This window comes from Bacillus silvicola (genome assembly GCF_050524305.1).
Classification (GTDB): domain Bacteria; phylum Bacillota; class Bacilli; order Bacillales; family Bacillaceae_G; genus Bacillus_A; species Bacillus_A cereus_AT.
Genome location: NZ_JBNGVC010000017.1, coordinates 228,125 through 246,472, shown reverse-complemented (window position 1 = coordinate 246,472; position 18,348 = coordinate 228,125). Strand labels below are relative to the sequence as shown.

The window sequence follows — 18,348 nt, the reverse complement described above, 5'->3', positions numbered from 1 at the left end:
CTTTATAGGTAAAGATGTAAAAACTGATCGCATCAATAAATCAGAATTCCAGATTTCGGTCTCTAAACGAACGAAAATTCAGAATAATGTTTATGTAATTCAGATAGTAATCTTAACATTTGATTACTTATATGACTAGATAAGCATTTAAAATAGTAGTATCTAAATCATATAAATTAAAAGGAATGAGTCCGATTCAATATCGAACTCATTCCCTATTAGTAGCCTAAATTTTTTGTATCTAACTTTTCGGATTCAGTTCATTACCGGTTCTTTTTTCAAACTTAGCAACAGAACTGTTACCTATTACTGAGCTCTTGATAGGTTCCATGCTATAGTATCAGTTCCATTCTCTCCATTACCATATTTCATATAATCGATTAAATATCCCACCTTTAACTTGTTACCATTAGATAGTATGTTCCATTGCTTATGGTGTCCAGTAAAGTTCTTTGGATATGCATGATTAAATTTAAAAGTACTTGCGTTCTGTTTTTGATCTAAATGGATATAACTATCTTGAAGTTTTAAATATGCATAATCTGAATAAATAGGACTTTGGAATTTAATTAATACCTCTTCATCCTTTTTAATTGGTTTTCCAGGTTTAGGTTGACCTACTCTTTCAATAATTACATTCACTTTTTCATCGCTAGATTTCTCAGCCCAAAGATACTCCCATTTATTCCCGGCGTGATGACTTCCCCAATAAGTTGTATTTCCATATGAAGCTACAGTATAAGGTACTCCTTCTGTAACAAATTCACCTGAATTATCTACTACATAATCTTCGAATTCTTTATTAGCTTTAATCTCTGCATCAATCTTTTGTGTAGGCGTTAGATTGTGTGCGTCATTAATTTCAAATGTAACTTTTCTGTGCGCTGCAATTTCAGATTTAATGGGGTGTATATTTTCTCTAGATTCATATGTATATCCATTCTCACGTTTAACTAGTGTTACTGTTTGTGAAGGAGCATTCCATTTCTTGCTATAAGTAGTAGGAATTTCTTTGCTCACACCAAATAAACCAGGTAAGATTGATGCCCGAATCTTTTGTGTAACAGGATCATAACTACCCTCTACTAATGTTGGTTGTTGTAGTTTTGCAAAAGCGCCGTGTACAGAGTCTTTATGTAAATAACTGCGATCCCCCTGTCCCGCTTTTAATGCGTTCAATGCATCAGTTCCATTATTATCTGAAACCACTGATACTTGATTATTACTTTTAGCCTTGTTTACAATATGCTTTACTTTATTCGTATCTATATTAATATGTTGAAAAACTTCGTTATAGGATAAGGCTGGCTTATCAGCAAGAGATTTGTCTTTAGGAGTATATATCCTAAACTTTGGTATATTCCCCATATCTGTTTCTAATTGTTCTGTAGCTGCATTTACTCTAGATTCATATCTCCCTGAATCCCCCAAATGCATAACTTCTTCACCTTTTTCGATGGATAAATCCATTGTACTTGTAGGTAAAACTTCAATCGAAAGAATTTCCCCTTGTTCAACAGCTTTCAATTCATCCAATGATAAGACAATATTCGCATCTGCTTGTCCCTCTAAACTGTCAATTACTACTTCTGTTTTATTCCGTCCACCTTTTTCTGTACTTAAATAGTTTGCCTTATAACGATCTTGTGTGGCCTTTACAGTATTAATAATTTTGTTTCCTAAACGAATATTAAAATGAGGCGAAACATTTTCAGCGGATGCTGTGCCTACATTCTTATATTCCAGATGTACCCGTAATTTTGCTGCGTTCGCTGTATCCACAGTTGTTGCGGTAGACCAATCAAAATTATTTGTATAGCTCTCCGTTTCAGTAGTTGTTTTTGAATATCCATATCCCACGTTTGCTGAAATACTTCCGGAAGGAACAGGACCGGCTGCTGAGCCTTCTACACCACCTGAACCACTTAGACCTACATTAAATGAATGTTGTGTAGATACGCTTTTTTCCCATCCTCTGCTAACTGATCCACCATTATTATCCGTAATGCTTGCAATAGGAATTACTTCAATTCGTTTGACACCAATTTGTAAATTTGGCATATTTGCAACTATCGGATTGAAATTAGTATCAGAATCATTGTTATAATTCTCAACCTCATACATATCAGTAAAAGGATCACCATCCGTATTTGCATTCATAGGATTGGATATAAATTTTGGTTTCCCTTTATCCTTCTCGGGATCCCATGCTTTCGCTTCATTTTTCCCAGTTTGTGAATTGAATTCAATTTTATATCCATTAATCTCTAAGTCGTTAGAAATGCCATCTTTGTCCCAATCGTTGTTTGCCATTTCAATATTTTGTGTAATGAGCGAACCTATTTCTCCATCAGACCCGAGCGTGAAATTCTTATCTTCTTTTTTTGCATTTGCATTCTCTTTGAAAATTTCAACTGTACTTCCTGGATCCGGCTGTTTTACATCTGCTAAAGCAGGAGATGCTAAAGTCAGTGCCATCGATACGCTACCTAATACACTAAGTGCTGGCTTCAATTTTTTCATTGTTATTTTTCCTCCTTGATTTCTAGATGAGTTAGAACACCTACTAGTAAGATTAATTTCATCATATATAACAAATCTTTCATTTCTCTCTCATAACTGTTAAAAAAGTCTCTCGTAAATATTACAAAACACTTACAGAGCTTTGTAAGGCTATATAATCTGTATATAAAACATCAAAAAAGCAGTAAAATAAACAATCGATTACACTATATACAAAAAAGCAGCTAGCCAAAGCTAACTGCTCACTAAAAATAAATTTAGTTTTTAGATATGTCCTTAACTCGATAATCTTCTAAAGTGTTTACCGTAGCAGAACTCTTTTGTTGCTCATTACTCATTTATATTCACAATTCCATTATATGGTTTCTTATGAAATTTCAGTAAAATAATCTATTAATTTTGAAATGTACAAATAGGAAGCGTGACTTCAACTATAGTTCCCTTATTCACTTCACTCTCAATAAATACCTTTCCTTGATGTGTTTCGATAATTTTATAACAGACCATTAATCCTAAGCCAATCCCCTCTTCTTTAATACTGTAAAAAGGTTCTCCTAGATATGGTATACGTTCTTTTGGAATCCCACATCCTTGATCGATAAAGCGAATGCTTATTTGATCATTATCAAGTTTATCAATTTGAATCAATATTTCTCCCCCTGTTGACATGGATTCAATTGCATTTTTTAAAATATTAACAAATACTTGTTTTAATTGATTTCCCTCACATGAAATCAATGGAATACCAGGTGTAAAATCGATTCTAATTTGTATATTATTCATCATTGCTTGAGGTTGCATTAGCATTAAAACTTGATCCATTAGCACACTAATATCATTAGGTTGTATCTTTACCACCTGTGGTTTGGCTACCGCCATAAATTCATTTGTAATACTTTCTATACGCTCAATCTCTGATGATACTATATTTATATACCCCTGATTATTCTCATTTTCCGTTGATTTTAGTAATTGCATAAACCCTTTCATTGCGGTTAATGGATTATTGATTTCATGAGCCATTGCAGTCGCTAATTGTCCTACGACAGCAAGTTTTTCAGATTTTCGTAGTAATTCTTCTGTTTTTAACCGTTCAGTGATATCACGAGAAATGCTTAGGAAAACTTTTTTACCATTTAAGTCAAAAACACGGACACTAAACTCGGTTGTTATTATTTTTCCTGTTGGAAAAGCATATTCATCTTGCAAAGTGAAGGAAGTCTGGCCCTCTCTAATTTTTTCTAACAACCTTACGATTATTGGAGAATCTTGTGGTACAGCATTTGGAAATGGCAACGAGAGCAGCTCTTCTCTACTATATCCAAATCTTTTACAACCAACAGGGTTTACCTCAATAAATCGACTTGGAACATGATCCTCATTCAGCTCTACTACATATACTGCGTCAGTTGCTTGTTCTATTAGTGCACGGTACTTCATTTCACTGTCTCTTAATTGTTGGTGTAATCGATGCCGTTCTCTTTCTGCTTGTTTTCTCTCAGAGATGTCTCTACATATTGCTGATAAAGCTATCACATTTCCTCTTACATCTAGTATAGGAGAAACTGTCAGACTGACATCAAGAAGACTTCCATCGTTACGTTGTCTAACAGTTTCTAATCTAGTAACTACGGATTCCTTCGTTAGAATTTTCTGGATGTTTCTGAGTGATTCATCCATTAAGAAATCTGGTACGCAAGGTAATCTCTTACCTATAATTTCTTGTGATGACCACCCAAATATATTTTCATAAGCTTTATTGGCTTGTAAAATATGCCCTTCTCGATCAGATATAGTAATAGCATCTACATTATGCTTTATAAATGATTCTAGTAATTCTTTGGTAGCTCTTAATTCTGATTCTACCTTTTTCCTTTCGGTTATATCGACTGTAGAACCAACAACTTCAATAACTTGTCCATTCCGTTTAATCGGCCTAAGCGCAATAAGAATAATTGTTTTATCATTTGGCCAGGGTAATTCAAATATAATTTCTTTCCCTTCCCATGCCTGAAGATAATACTTCATCAATTGTGGAACTAAATGTGGAGGAACAATAGAAGCATCAATAGTGCGTAGGCTTTTTCCTACCACCTGTTCAGAATAGAATCCGTTTTGATAATAGAACTGTCCATCACATAAAGTGTGTATAAAGTGCTTACCCACTTTTTTAAATTTAAAAATCCCCCCTTGAAGCTCATGTACGGTATCTGTGAGTTCTTGCTTCGATTTTTTTAATTCCCGATTCATTTTAGATAAGTCCTGTGTTAAATAATACAATTTCTGGTAAGCTCCCATAAGAAATAGCCCAATTAAAAGTCCTAAAGATATATATAATAGGCCTTCAGTGTAAAGCAATGTAGTATTAAAGAATACACCAACTAACCACTTTATTCCGGCAAAAACAGAAAAATATAAAGATGCACTTTTAAAAGGATGAAGGTTTTTAAAATATGTTTTAAAAGTAGTAAATAGGATACCCATACCTAAATAAGCGATCACAGGTGGTTCCCAATACCCACCAATGTAAAAGATACGCATTATAATAATGCTACTTAACGTAATCCAACCAGCAATACGACCAAAGTAAATAAAAGATAGAATAAGAGGAACAACTCGAAGATCGTAGGAAAATCCCATGTACGGAAAAGAAAAGAACATCAAAGTAATTGCGATAATCCCTCCATAGAATTTTTCGAAATACCGCCTGGAATGAATTGTGACTACTTGAATGAATATTGCTGCGCTAACTAATAAAGAAAAAATAGATAGATTGATGAAATAGTCTTTAATAATCATGTAATGTCCCTCCTTGCATTAAGTGTATTCGACAAAAAATCAAAAATTCCTACAAAAAATACAAACGGTTCAGGTGCAAAAAATTCAAAATACATGTAAGTAATCTCTAAATCTTGGACATACTGATACTGTTACTCTAAAAAGATGCGCAATCGGCATAAATATTGAAGAATTTGTACTTCTTACAAAGATATTCTTCTTAAAGGATGTCGACATGAGATTAATATTTCACAAAAAGTATCAAAATGCAGACCTGAACTGAGATTGATATATCAACAGACATTAACATGTTAACCTTCGAAATAATAGAAATGTTAACTTTATGTCAACTCCCCTTGATAATAAGAAACTAATACTACATGGATAAACCATAAATTTATTAGAACAAGAATTGAAATATATAATTTATAGAGGTTAAAAACGTCAATAAATACAATGATTCCCTATTAAAATACAAAGAATGTTTCTCTATATTTTGATAAAGTAATATATTTGGAATAAATAGTTTTTTGTAACATGTAACTTAGAGATTCTCAATCCACTATTAGATATACAATTAAAGATTTAATACTTCTTACAAAGATATTCTTCTCGCAGAGTATTGATATGAGATTGACATTTCGTGAAGCTGGATCAAAATACATAGCAGGAATGAGATTGACATATCAATAGGTATTAACATATTAGCTAAAAATAAATAAGAATGTTAATCTCATGTTGACTATACTTAGCAATAATGAAAACAAGACATTAATAAAACATCTATAAAACCATGGCTTTATTAGGCCGAAAATTGAAATACGAAAATCCACACTAGTTAAGAATCGCGCTTTATAAACCACTAGAAATTTCGAGTAGAAAAATCACTAAGAAATACAGACTATCAAACCAATCAGCTCTCATTATAGTTAATTCAATCAATAAAATAATATTAATATGAGCAAAATTACTTTGTAATATACGGCTTAGAGGTCTCAAATCTATTCTTGGGCGAATAATTAAAAGATCATTATTTTAAATGTAGAAATCCTTTCTGTAAGTATTAACATAAGATTGACATTGTGCATAATTGGATCAAAATACTCATCATTAATGAGATTAACATGTCAATAAACATTAACATGTTAATCCTCAGAACGATAATATTGTTAATCTCATATCAACTATTCTTGATTATTATGATAACAAGACATTAACAAAACATCGATGGGCATATGTCCTTATTAATAAAAACGTTAATAAACCAAGATTCACATCAGTCTTTATTGCTTATAATTAGATACTGAATAGATCCTTCTATAAAAACTTTTTTCTTCATCGCAAACACATAGAAATTAAGCATTACAGCTATTCAACAACAAAGCGAATGGGACCTTGTAGTGTTTCAAACTACTAATAGCCAATAACTCGACTAACCATTAGAATTTAACGATCATATGAACCTATATTATTTTACTAGTCTTGGAATCAGTTAAAAAGAGATACTACACTCTAATAGTCAAACAGCTATCCGTTATATGTTCTCAAGTGTTATCTATGGAAAAGGCTCATACTACACTTATTAATAATATGGACCCTTTTAATCATATTTATACCTATTTTTTTTAAAGTTTAATGCTATATACTCATAATTTATTTACAAATCGGTTATATTTACTTATCATTAATGTTATGTGAATAAAACTGTCAATCTCATAGCAACTATTTATAAGGATATGGGTGACAAAGGTACCTCATTAATCCTATATAACATTGATGCATTTCAAGTCCCAGTTAACAAAACATTAATATTTGGCGAAGATAGATAGCGACTTGTTAATGTCCTGTTAACACTTTGAGTATAACATGTTAATCTTATCTTTCATGTTAATTCCAGATAAGAAAGGGATTCCTATTAGTACCGTCGAAAAACACTTAACATATCAATCTCATATTTCATGTTAATGTCATTTATCAGCGAAATTACATACTGCTAAGGAGGTCATACTATGATTAAGCAGGAAAATCACTCAGAACAAACCATGGTAGATGATGAGAACTCATTACACGAAGACGCTTTTGAAAAGGCCTGGCGAATAACAGAGTTTTCTAAGTTAGTAGGTAGACACCATAATACTGTTTATAATTGGTTTAATACGTTAGAAGAGAAGGGGTTGCATGGGACTCTTAGAACCAATAATACAAATGAAAAGCTATATAATTCATTAGATTTAAATATAGCTCTTTTCATAAAGCAGAAAAGGGATGAAAAGTGGTCATTAGATGCCATAATTGAACTTTTACCGCATCAATTCGAACTAAGGCCAGTATCTCCTGAAAACCACTCTAACGAAATATTATCTCAATTTGATTTTCAGGACGCAGCTGAGACAATCGAAAAATTGGTGGAACAAAAGGTTCAAGCACATTTACAAAACATCGAAATACAATTTCAAGAGAAATTTGAAAATGTATTAAAAGCGTTACCTCAGCCTGAAGATCCAATTGCTATGAAAGAACGTCAAAGACAAGAAAGACTGGATAACATAATAATTGAACATAGAGCTCGTAAAGAATTAAGAAGACAAGCTGAAAAACTCTGGAATGAAAAACCTGAGGAAGAGCGCATGAAAAAAGTTGGTTGGTTTAAAAAAGAGGAAGATTTAGCAAAAAAACACCTATTTATGGAGAATTATTTAAACGAAAATATGATAGAGTATATGAAATCTATTATGACATCCGAATAAAAAAGAGGCCTGGGAATATCCCGGGCCTCTTTTTTTATTTTGATGTACCAAACATTTTGTCTGGATCCATAAATGCAGCTAATTCTTCATCATTCTCAGCATCTGCTGATGGTTCTTCATTACTTGTTCCCATATCGATGTAATCACCGAAATTAATACTGAAATCATCGTCTTGATCTTGCATTTCAATTGTACTAATTTGGGATTTTTTAAACTGAATTTGATTTTGCTTCTCTTTAAATTCATTGAATTCTTCAACTAACCCCTTAGACAAACGGGACGGTAATGCATCAGTTTTATAGAATGTATACACACTGCCCATAAAATCATTTTTACTAATTAAATACCCATTAAATACCGTACCGTTGATTGGTAATGTATTCGTAACTTCTACTTTTGCATCATCCATAAATGAATCATCAATATTCTTTTGTTCGTCTAGAATTGCAAGCATTCCAAAATGATGCACCTTAGAGGCCTCCAACTCACCATCATCGTTCTTCTTCACTAATTCTATAGGATGGTGGAAAGAGCTTCCTTTCAACGATTCTGAGAACATATCTACTATTTCTTTACTATTTTCAATTTGATTCATATTGCGAGAAATTTTATTAATAACTAGACAACCAGTTTTCTCTAATAAAATACGTTTAAAGTCCTGTGAATCTAAAATAACAGATGTTCCTGCGCCATTAGAAGCTGTATTTAATTCATGGATGATTTCACCAATGCGCTGATTTGCATAGTCTCGTGAATTAGCAATACCTTTTTTCTCATTTTCGTTTAATCCCTTAAATTCATCATAGAAATGTTGGTTATCAGCGAAAACAACGAATGCAACACCTTTTGCTGGGTCATTTGCTAACTTCCAAATCTCTTGAGAGAATTTATTTACTTGTCTTAGTACATCAGGCCCATCAGCTCTTACAGGTAGTGTTACAACAATACCCATTTTAATAAAATCTTTACGTTCAATTGCATTATTGAATGCAATTTTCGCATACCTTTGTTGATTTGCTATTAATTCCTCTCTAGGAATTTTCATTGCCATACTTTTAAGTTCTTCAGCGATTATAGGTTTATTATGAAAAGCCGAGAATTCTTCAATTGCTTTAATGATTGTAGAAGTACCTGTTCCACCGCCTAAACCAGCAAAAAATAGTACCAATTCATCTGTTGGTCTTACACGCTCTGTGATGAATTCTTTTAGCTTTTCTTTCGCTTCATCATTTGATTCTAGTACTTTTACAGCACGTTCTGGGTTCTTCCCTAATCCCCCTAATTTTAGTGATACTTGGTTACTTGTTGGTACGTTTTTTAATTCGGCTAAATCACCATCGTTACTATTTAGGGCAAGACAGTTGTACACAGATGTTCCATCCGTATGCTTATATTCAGCAAATTTATCTACCATTCTAGTTCCAGCCTGACCAAAACCAACCATTGTCATTTTTACTGCTACTTCGTTTTTAAGAAAGTTCTTCGCCATTATTTTATCTCTCCTTTTTCTTATCTATTCGTTTCTTTACGTTTTCCAAGTTCAATTAACACCTGCTGCCCTCTAATTGTTGAGATTAAAAATTTATAAGGGTGCATAATTTTTTCAGTTATTAATGACATTGAAGATAATGTACTAACACTTACTTCAGCTGATCTTCTTGATATATTGGTTCGTTCAACCTCTAATGAGTATGATTTTCCCTTTAATTTCTTAACTCTCCTATCAATTACAACATTACCTACTATTTCATTTATTGAGATGCCTCTCATATATTTCGTCTCTTGGTATTGTTTATTTACCTCAGATCCTATGTAATGAAATACATTATAAAGTATTTCGTCCTCTTCAAGAATGTCTGCAAACATGTTCACAACTTCATCAGGAAATTTAATTACTTTATACTTTTCGCTCAATACCTCGTTCAAGTTGCCTCCCCCTTAAAACGTTGGTTAATTATTCCTACGAATATATTACATTAATATAAGACGTATATCAAGTGATTATATATAGAACTTACATATAAAGCGTGTAAGTATTAAAGTTAGTTAAAATGTTGATATATAAACATGGATTTATACAGCGTACATGCACGCCGTATATAATATATATATCAATTTCAGGTTTCATGTAATTAACAACACCTTCTATAAAACTATAAATTTAATATTTAATTTGACATTCTTCTGAATAATCCTTTATAAAAAATATAAAATTACAAACATTTCATGTTAAAACACTTCACAAATCATCCATACGCTCTATTCATAAACCGTATATATACACTGTATATATAAACCCTTTAAAATAAAGGTTTTGTGGCTGCTATATCAATTTCATATCAACATATTTAACATACTTCATTTCTATACATCTTATATATAAAACCTATATATAAGATGTATATATACAGCGTGTATAAAACATGCAAAAATCATTGCTCTTTTCATATCATATGGTTTGATATGAACATTTTAGTTTAATAAATAAATCTTCGTATTCAGCTAGATTTATTAACGATTTTTCTACTATTTAAAACCATTGATAAAGGAGATCTGTCAATGTCATGTTATAAATTCTCCTCTCAGTTATTAACTCACATAATTGCAAGTTCAATATCTCAAGTGTTAGGCTCTACACATTCACTTGTTAATCTCATATGTACACCATTTTTATAATTAACATATAGAGTCAATGTTAATAAATTTATTATATTTTTGTGTAAGTATAGATTTACTAATTGAATTATACATATTACCGTAAGCTACCAACTTAACAAAGCAATAGATACATTAAATGACGATTAGTTCTTTTCAAGAAATTGGACCTGTTGTATATTCTGGCAAGAAAGGGGAAGGGGGGATTGCTGACAAGGTGGAAAGTGAAGAAATGTTAAATGGACTAATTTTGTACATTGGAACCTGTGAATCTAGCAATGGTTATTAAGTTTTAGTTTGAAGAGTTAAAAGTATATTTTATCCAATTTTCAGTTAACGTAGAGAATATACGTTCTCAACAAGCTGTTGAACGAATAGGAGCACAAAAGAGGGAACTTTTCGTAAATATAGAGTAAAGGCAGACGGAACCATTCAAGACAATATATTTTACAATATTATATAGGAAAAAATGCCTGTCACTCCCTGAGAAATGTCGAAGCTGCAAAATTCATTCGACATTTCCAGGATAATGACAATGGATTATTTTTCATAATTCTATTTTCTGGTCACCACGTTTTTCTAGATTTTTAGCAGTTTTACTTTGGGCAACATCCTTTTGGTCTTTAAAGGTGCCCATGAGAAAATCATAGGCTGGGTTCGTGACACCATACCAGTAATTTTCATTTTTGAAGTGATGCCATAAATGAACCTTTTTCATCCATCGCCCCCATGGTGATATTGGTTGAAGAGGGCGATGCGCGATATAATGCTTCCACTCATAAAATAATAAAAAGAGCATAATACCTGCAATAAATGCGTTTGTCATGACCAAGCTGGATGAAAGAAAATAAAACATTGCTCCTGAAATTGCAATGTTTGGCACACTATACCATAAGGGTAAAAATAATAAATGTAATTCATTCGGATTTGTATGGTGGTCATAATGTAGGCGCTTAAGCATTTTTAATAAAAATGCATTCTTTGGTGGCTTTAGATGAAATATAAACCTGTGAGTAGCGTACTCAGCTAAGGAATACATAATCATTCCCAAAATAAAAGCACCCAAAATTCCGATAGAGGTTAAATGTAAAATCATAAATCCAAAGCTAATGAGGAAAAGACAGCTCATGATCAAAATATCAGGATAAGAAAAATACTCTTTAAAATATTTTAGTTTCATTTATCACGCCTCCAGCTTTCTTTATTTTTTTCTATCTTTCCAGAGAGCCAAGCTTTTCTCCAATGTTGTCCTACACAATCTTTCCGCTTCAATTGCATCTCCCTTTAATGCAGCTTTTAATAAATCGTGATAATAGTTGAAGGACAACCCACGATGATCTTTTACAGAAAAATATCTTTTCGCCATATCTACATAAATGGAATCGAAGCTATTTAAAATGAGTAGAAAGATCGGATTGGCAGCAAGCCCAGCACACCTTTTTTGCAAATACCAATCAAATGCTGCATAGCTTTCTGCACTATCTTCAAGCTGCTCAAGATTGGCAAGGAGAGCAACCACTTTAGGTTGATTAAACGTAACAGCATCACGAATATAAGTCGGAGTCAACGAACTTCTAAATTCTAATAAATACATAATAAATTCATCTGTAATGGTATGATGATTCTCAACAATATTAATAAGTGTCGTTAGATTCCCATTGCTCCAATAATCATTAATAATCGATGGCATTCCTTTTCTTCCTGTTATCCATCCACTCCTTTCTAAACGTTGAAGCGCCTCCCGAATAGTTGGGCGACCAACACCAAATTCTTTCGCAAGCTCTCTTTCCGGCGGTAAAGTACTTCCTACAGAATAAACACCAGCCAATATGGATCTAATTAATTCATTCTCAATTTTATCTGAGGAGCGTTCCTTTTCTTTCAAGCCATCGTCCCCTTTATTTTTTGGTAATACATGTTAAAGATATTGGTAATACCAAAAATTATATAACGTGTTTGAATTTTCCGTCAATAACATTCATTAAAAAAGAGGAAACCATTTTCAAAGTGGTTTCCTCTTTTTTGCTTACATAGACTCGATTATCATTTGTCTCTCATACCATTTTGTTAACTTATCATTAACACTGTTTGAAATCCGTTTCATTTTCTTATTACAGAATCTCGATAGTGTAGCAGGGGATAAGCCTAACTCATCTGCTATTTCGCGCATTGTTCTATTTTGATGCATATGTTGCTGCATAATCTTCTCTCTAATTAGCTCCTCAGTACTTACTGTACTATGAGTTATCGTATTTGTAATCAAATTATTTTCTTGCTTATCCGGAGTATCAGTTACCTTTTTCTTTGCCAAACTCCCGATATTATCCATTAACTCTTTTGGTGGTAAAATGATAATTCCTAATTTTGAGTAATAATTCTTAAACCAGTTCCGTTCTCCAATTCTTGATTCATCAATTTCCTCAGCGTACTCCCAATGTGAAATAACTTTTTCTTTTTCTAAATCTATTAATACATTTTCTAATTGCTCACGAATACGGTGGGGGCGTCCCTTAGCTATATTAATCCCCATAACAGACAGTAATCCTTTTTCTCCACCAATTGAATATGGTCTTTTTAAATTACTGTACTGTTGTCGAATTCTCCACTGCCAAGATAAATAGCGAATTAGTCTCTTATGGAATTTATGTCGATAACTATTATACTCCAATGCTTTTTTAGATAATAACGCTGTTGTGCTACTAGATCCGTATAAATACATTGACAAAAAGCTACCTGGCTTTATTCTACAAGATTCAATACCTACGTAATCATTGGTATTTTTATCTCTCCAAAGAACTACAGAATCTAAAACGAAAAGTCTTTTAATTATTTCACGCTTCATTTCAAATTGCTCACCAGTTTCTGCACGATCATTTAAAACTACGACCTCATTATCATCATTTAAATAAATAAAGATACTTGCCAAGGCAGCTATACGCTGTGCAATTTTTATTTTATCTTCTGCGCGATAATACTCAATACCGTTTGCTGATGCTTTTGGAATATTACACATATCTAGTACATTTTCATAGCTGAAATCAATAAAATCATCTGGAGATTTCGCTTGATTCAGCCACTGTATTGTAATTGTATCTAAACAGTCTGCGGTAAGATCATCCATGTTACTAATAACACCATCGACTAGTATTGACCATCTTTCTGCTTCATTGGTGTTTACTAGCCTTAAATCTTCATCCTTGTGTGATGATAGCTGAGCAACTCCGCTTGTATTTTTAGTTTCTAATGGTAAAACAGGTACTGCTCCTACTTCATCTTCTTCAAAGTGATTCTTGGCTATACCATCTCGTAGTTGATAATATACCGCATCATTACTTACAGGATAGTAATCCTCTTGTAGATCACTTGAATGCTCTTTTAACTTTTCATCTGTTGTATTAGATATTATAGCCGTTTCAACTTCTTCAGATGTACTTCCAAATTCTTGCTCTATTATTTTATCGAGTACATTTCGAATCTCAATTTTATATTTATCTAGATTTGCGTATATATGCAATAATGAAATCCCTTGTTCTTGTTTCTGGCCTAACCAAGAGACAAGAGCTGAAAACGAAGGAGATATATTAGCTGAAGTTACTACTTTGTCATGATTCCCCTGTACTTCCTCATAATATCTATTCCACTTTTCCCATAGCTGCGTGTTCTTTTCATACATTGGTGCAGCAAGTAAAAGAGCATCGCTAAACAACACTAATACTTTCTCCATATTAAAAACCTCCTTACTAAATTCCCACCAATTAGAAATATAAATTATAGAACTTGAGACGTTATAGCTATATGGTGGCAACATAGCATATAAGTTGAAACATTATCAGAATAATCTATATCGAGAAATGATTTATCGAACAGTATTTGTCCCATCAAGTAAACATTCTTGTACTTGTATTATATAAGACTGTACTTATTTGTAAAATTACTACTTTACACCACAATCTCCATGCGGGAAACCCATTTGGCATTAAATAGTGTAAATCATACTTTTAAAGTGAAACGTAATTGTCCCTTTTCTTACAAATGAAATAAAACATTGTAGCGATATGATAACAATTACTTTCTTACCAAGAAACATCGATGATTTGCTAGTTTCATCTAAAAAATTATACGTATCATTCTATACAATGATACGTATATCCTTACTTTTATGAAACGTCATAGCTACATTGTGGCAAGTACTCCTTAGAACTTGAAACGTTTTAGCTTTATGATGGCAAGTATATTCGAAACAAAAAATACCGATAAACTGTTGATTTCCACTTAACAAGCATTAACGTTATTTCTTACTTCGACAAATATACCTCTACTTTTATGAAACCCTATAGCTACATTGTGGCAGTTACTATTGAAAACTTGAAACGCTTTAGCTTTATGATGGCAAGTATATCCTGAACAAGAAATACCAATGAATTTTGGGATTTCATTTAACAAGAATTAACGTTATTCCATATATCATCACAAATACTTCTACTTTTATGAAACCCTATAGCTACATTGTGGCAGTTACTATTGAAAACTTGAAACGCTTTAGCTTTATGATGGCAAGTATATCCTGAACAAGAAATACCAATGAATTTTGGGATTTCATTTAACAAGAATTAACGTTATTCCATATATCATCACAAATACTTCTACTTTTATGAAACCCTATAGCTACATTGTGGCAGTTACTATTGAAAACTTGAAACGTTATAGCTATATGGTGGCAACAACTCTTTAAATATGAAACATAAACGCACTAAAATCTGTTCATATAAAAAAAATATTTTTTATTTAAATTAATGCTAAACATTGATATAAAGCCATTCTTTAAAAAAACTAAAAAATCCCAATGAAATGCTATAGCTATATGATGGCAACAACTTTTTTTAAAAAAAACCTATGAATCCATATGTAACAAGGGTTTAGGTACATTTCAAGCGCAATGAAACATTGATTTCAAACATGAAACGGCATAGCTTTATGATGGCAACAATCTAAAAAAAACATGAAACGTATATAGCTATATGATGGCAATAGTACCTTGACGCAAATTAACATGAAAACGCTATACCACAACATTTATGAATGAATTCTACACATTATTTAGTCATTTCAAAACTTGAAACGTTATAGCTATATGGTGGCAACAACTTTTAACCCAAAGCACTAAAAAACCTATTATATCAAGGTTTAGGTGCTGTTTCATTAATTTCAGATACGTTTCATATTCAAAATAACTTATAGCTTTATGGTGGCCAAAAGATTTTTTTTGTGAAACGTTGAATCCCTTGTGCCTCTAAGGCTAAGGCGGCGTTTCACATTTTTGATTTTCCTCTTAAAGAGACACATTTCACCAAGATTCGATTTGATATAATCAAAATTGAATTTTTATATCCTATTTAGGTAAAAACTGAAACTCATAATAAGAGGAGGTGAAAAAGATGGCTAAACCTTTCGTTATAAAGAACAAACGTAGTTTAAATGGTGAAACAACAACTCCAGTATTAGTAACAATTAAAGCATGGCAAAAATTAGTGGAAGCTTTAGAAGGCAAATACTATAGCTTTAAAGATACATATCTAGAAGATATCGTAAATTCAATGTCTTACGAGGAACGAATTGCAGATGAAGAAGGGTTTGTTGAAAAAGCCAAACCATCTTTTTCACTTCAAATGAAAAATCTCTTCACTAAAGCAAATGGTAGAAAGCATAAGCTATATGGTATTACTAATGCAGATCTAGAAGTATTTCTATTTCTACACAAAAAATGTAATACCTATGGTGAACTTTCTCATGTTTCCATTCACATGCTTTGGGAGGACTACAAAAACTATAAAGAAGCATTTTCACATATTCATCATTCACAATTCTATGTTGCGTTGAAAAAGCTTAGCTTACACAACATCATTGAAATTGAGAATGAGTACAGTGGTAAATATAAAATTACATTAACTGATTTTATGAACAAGGAAACGAATAAAGCGAATCCTTACACGTTTATCAGCCCAATTGTATTTACAAAAGAATTCTTCGATTTATCCATTGCTGCTAAAAAGCTATTTATTGATATCGCAATGCAGCAAAAACGAGAAACTACTTTGAAACGTTCACTATACAAATTTGATGAACAAGGACAACAGACTCATTTTGGCGGTATGTATCGCTTCTTACATAAGAAATATCCACATCAGATACGTTCTGTAATGGCTGAATTAACAACTAAATCTACTGCTACTGGATCTTCTTTGTTTAAAATTTGCAAATTAGAAAAAGGGAAAAAGAATAAAAAGCAGTATACAACACTGTATTTATCTGTACACCCTGATTTCTTGTGTAATAAGGAAATAGGGGAAGAGTATCGCGATCCATTTACACCAAGACTTACATATAAACGTAAAGCTAAGTTCATTGAAGAATCGTTAGTTGAAATGAATATTGCAGAATTTGCAAAAGATATAAACCAATTTGTAAATGTCTTAAAACATTCCTGTCATCGTCAAATCCGCCAAGTGATTCGTGGATTACGAGAAATGATTGATAGACAAGAGGGTTTCCCTAAAAATCTTGTTTATACACTAAGCAAATTATTAAAGCAGTCTTCTCAATATCGCGTATTAGATACCGCTGCTAAAACAGGTATTTATTCTCTGATTACACATAATGTACCGAAAGAAAAGCAAGAAGATGCGGTATTTAAATTTGGTACTCACTTTGCTATATATTCATTACAAAATGTTAAGAAGTTATTCTGTAAAGCGCATGACCTTCTTCATTCTACATATGCGGTTCCTGTGACTGAAGAATCATACCATCGCAATTATATGCAGTATCAAGAAGAAACACTATTTAGGAAGTATGCTTTTGAGCAAGGAGTAAATGTTAACGCATATATTGCATTAGAAATTAAAATTCGTGAATTATTAAAATCTCATGGCCAGAAAGAACATCATATTCCAAGTGATATTCGCGAACTGTTCATTGAAAAAATAGATAGATTGCCTAAGGAAAAAATCCGCGTAATTGAAGTTCCTAAAGACTTTAATCTAATCGATTTTCTTCATTCCTTAGAAGCTTATTACCGTAAAAATAGTGAAACACCATGCACGGTAGATCAGCTGCTTCCTGCAATGTAAAATTACATGCTCTCCTTTTTTGAAAACTCAAAGACGGAGGGCTATTCGTGCTGAAATTAGAAATTATATTCGTACTATCCAAACATAAAAGAGAGAGATTCTTAAATTTGAGTTAGAATACCTCTCTTTTTTTATACACTTCCATACAAAATTCCTAAAATATAATCAGTAATTCACAATTTCATTTTACATTTTTTCTGAATATTCAATCTCTTATTAGGGTTTAATCTACTAAAAATCGTAAATATATATATAAATTCAGTGGATATCTTAATAATATTGTCCAAATGTGTACAATAAAATAGCTCAAAGCTTCATTTATAAACGTTTCATGTAAAAATCTACTTAAAATCAGAATGTTTTTTGTTAATAATGTTGATTTACTGAATTATGTCTATAACTTACTTCTAACTGTTAATAAAATGTGGGTTATTTTATAGCGTATGTGGAAATCATGTTGTTAATTTAAGCTAGACTACCATTAATCTTATATACACTTCTACGTATCAAAATGATGC

Annotated in this window: 9 protein-coding genes; 2 read left to right on the top strand and 7 right to left on the bottom strand. The window is 32.1% G+C overall.

Annotated elements, in window-relative coordinates; all coding sequences use genetic code 11:
- Positions 1-306: 306 nt before the first annotated feature.
- Positions 307-2,523, bottom strand: a complete 2,217-nt coding sequence (locus ACP6L7_RS32660) for a binary toxin-like calcium binding domain-containing protein (protein WP_098791558.1) — start codon at positions 2,521-2,523, stop codon at positions 307-309.
- A 393-nt stretch (positions 2,524-2,916) separates the two neighbouring features.
- Positions 2,917-5,322: a PAS domain S-box protein gene (locus ACP6L7_RS32655; RefSeq protein ID WP_430529702.1), complete on the bottom strand. Its 2,406-nt coding sequence runs from the start codon at positions 5,320-5,322 to the stop codon at positions 2,917-2,919.
- Between the two features lie 1,988 nt (positions 5,323-7,310).
- Between ACP6L7_RS32655 and ACP6L7_RS32650 the strand changes: the two genes are divergently transcribed.
- Positions 7,311-8,048, top strand: a complete 738-nt coding sequence (locus tag ACP6L7_RS32650; RefSeq protein ID WP_097833419.1) for a terminase gpP N-terminus-related DNA-binding protein — start codon at positions 7,311-7,313, stop codon at positions 8,046-8,048.
- A gap of 34 nt (positions 8,049-8,082) precedes the next feature.
- On the opposite strand, the gene ACP6L7_RS32645 is transcribed toward ACP6L7_RS32650, so the two are convergent.
- The 5 genes from ACP6L7_RS32645 to ACP6L7_RS32625 all read right to left on the bottom strand — a co-directional run bounded on the left by ACP6L7_RS32645 (position 8,083) and on the right by ACP6L7_RS32625 (position 14,427).
- Positions 8,083-9,537, bottom strand: a complete 1,455-nt coding sequence (locus ACP6L7_RS32645; RefSeq protein WP_097833418.1) for an FtsZ/tubulin family protein — start codon at positions 9,535-9,537, stop codon at positions 8,083-8,085.
- 20 nt (positions 9,538-9,557) lie between these two features.
- Positions 9,558-9,974 carry a hypothetical protein gene (locus ACP6L7_RS32640; RefSeq protein ID WP_002150988.1) on the bottom strand — a complete coding sequence of 139 codons (417 nt, stop codon included), beginning with the start codon at positions 9,972-9,974 and terminating at the stop codon, positions 9,558-9,560.
- 1,276 nt (positions 9,975-11,250) lie between these two features.
- Positions 11,251-11,883 carry a sterol desaturase family protein gene (locus ACP6L7_RS32635; RefSeq protein ID WP_097833417.1) on the bottom strand — a complete coding sequence of 211 codons (633 nt, stop codon included), beginning with the start codon at positions 11,881-11,883 and terminating at the stop codon, positions 11,251-11,253.
- A 21-nt stretch (positions 11,884-11,904) separates the two neighbouring features.
- On the bottom strand, positions 11,905-12,588 hold the full coding sequence (locus ACP6L7_RS32630; RefSeq protein ID WP_097833416.1) for a GntR family transcriptional regulator: 684 nt from the start codon (positions 12,586-12,588) through the stop codon (positions 11,905-11,907).
- 141 nt (positions 12,589-12,729) lie between these two features.
- A complete protein-coding gene (locus ACP6L7_RS32625) occupies positions 12,730-14,427 on the bottom strand; it encodes a helix-turn-helix domain-containing protein (RefSeq protein ID WP_097833415.1) in 1,698 nt (565 codons plus the stop codon).
- Positions 14,428-16,138: 1,711 nt separating this feature from the next.
- Here ACP6L7_RS32625 and ACP6L7_RS32620 point away from each other — a divergent pair.
- Entirely contained in the window at positions 16,139-17,830 is a 1,692-nt protein-coding gene (locus ACP6L7_RS32620; RefSeq protein ID WP_098362013.1) for a hypothetical protein, read from the top strand.
- The last annotated feature ends 518 nt before the right edge of the window (positions 17,831-18,348 follow it).

Bases quoted from the DNA above. Each gene is read 5' to 3' on its own strand.
- ACP6L7_RS32650 (WP_097833419.1), top strand. From the start codon at position 7,311: ATGATTAAGCAGGAAAATCACTCAGAACAAACCATGGTAGATGATGAG.
- ACP6L7_RS32620 (WP_098362013.1), top strand. From the start codon at position 16,139: ATGGCTAAACCTTTCGTTATAAAGAACAAACGTAGTTTAAATGGTGAA.
- ACP6L7_RS32655 (WP_430529702.1), bottom strand. From the start codon at position 5,322: ATGATTATTAAAGACTATTTCATCAATCTATCTATTTTTTCTTTATTA.
- ACP6L7_RS32660 (WP_098791558.1), bottom strand. From the start codon at position 2,523: ATGAAAAAATTGAAGCCAGCACTTAGTGTATTAGGTAGCGTATCGATG.
- ACP6L7_RS32645 (WP_097833418.1), bottom strand. From the start codon at position 9,537: ATGGCGAAGAACTTTCTTAAAAACGAAGTAGCAGTAAAAATGACAATG.
- ACP6L7_RS32625 (WP_097833415.1), bottom strand. From the start codon at position 14,427: ATGGAGAAAGTATTAGTGTTGTTTAGCGATGCTCTTTTACTTGCTGCA.
- ACP6L7_RS32635 (WP_097833417.1), bottom strand. From the start codon at position 11,883: ATGAAACTAAAATATTTTAAAGAGTATTTTTCTTATCCTGATATTTTG.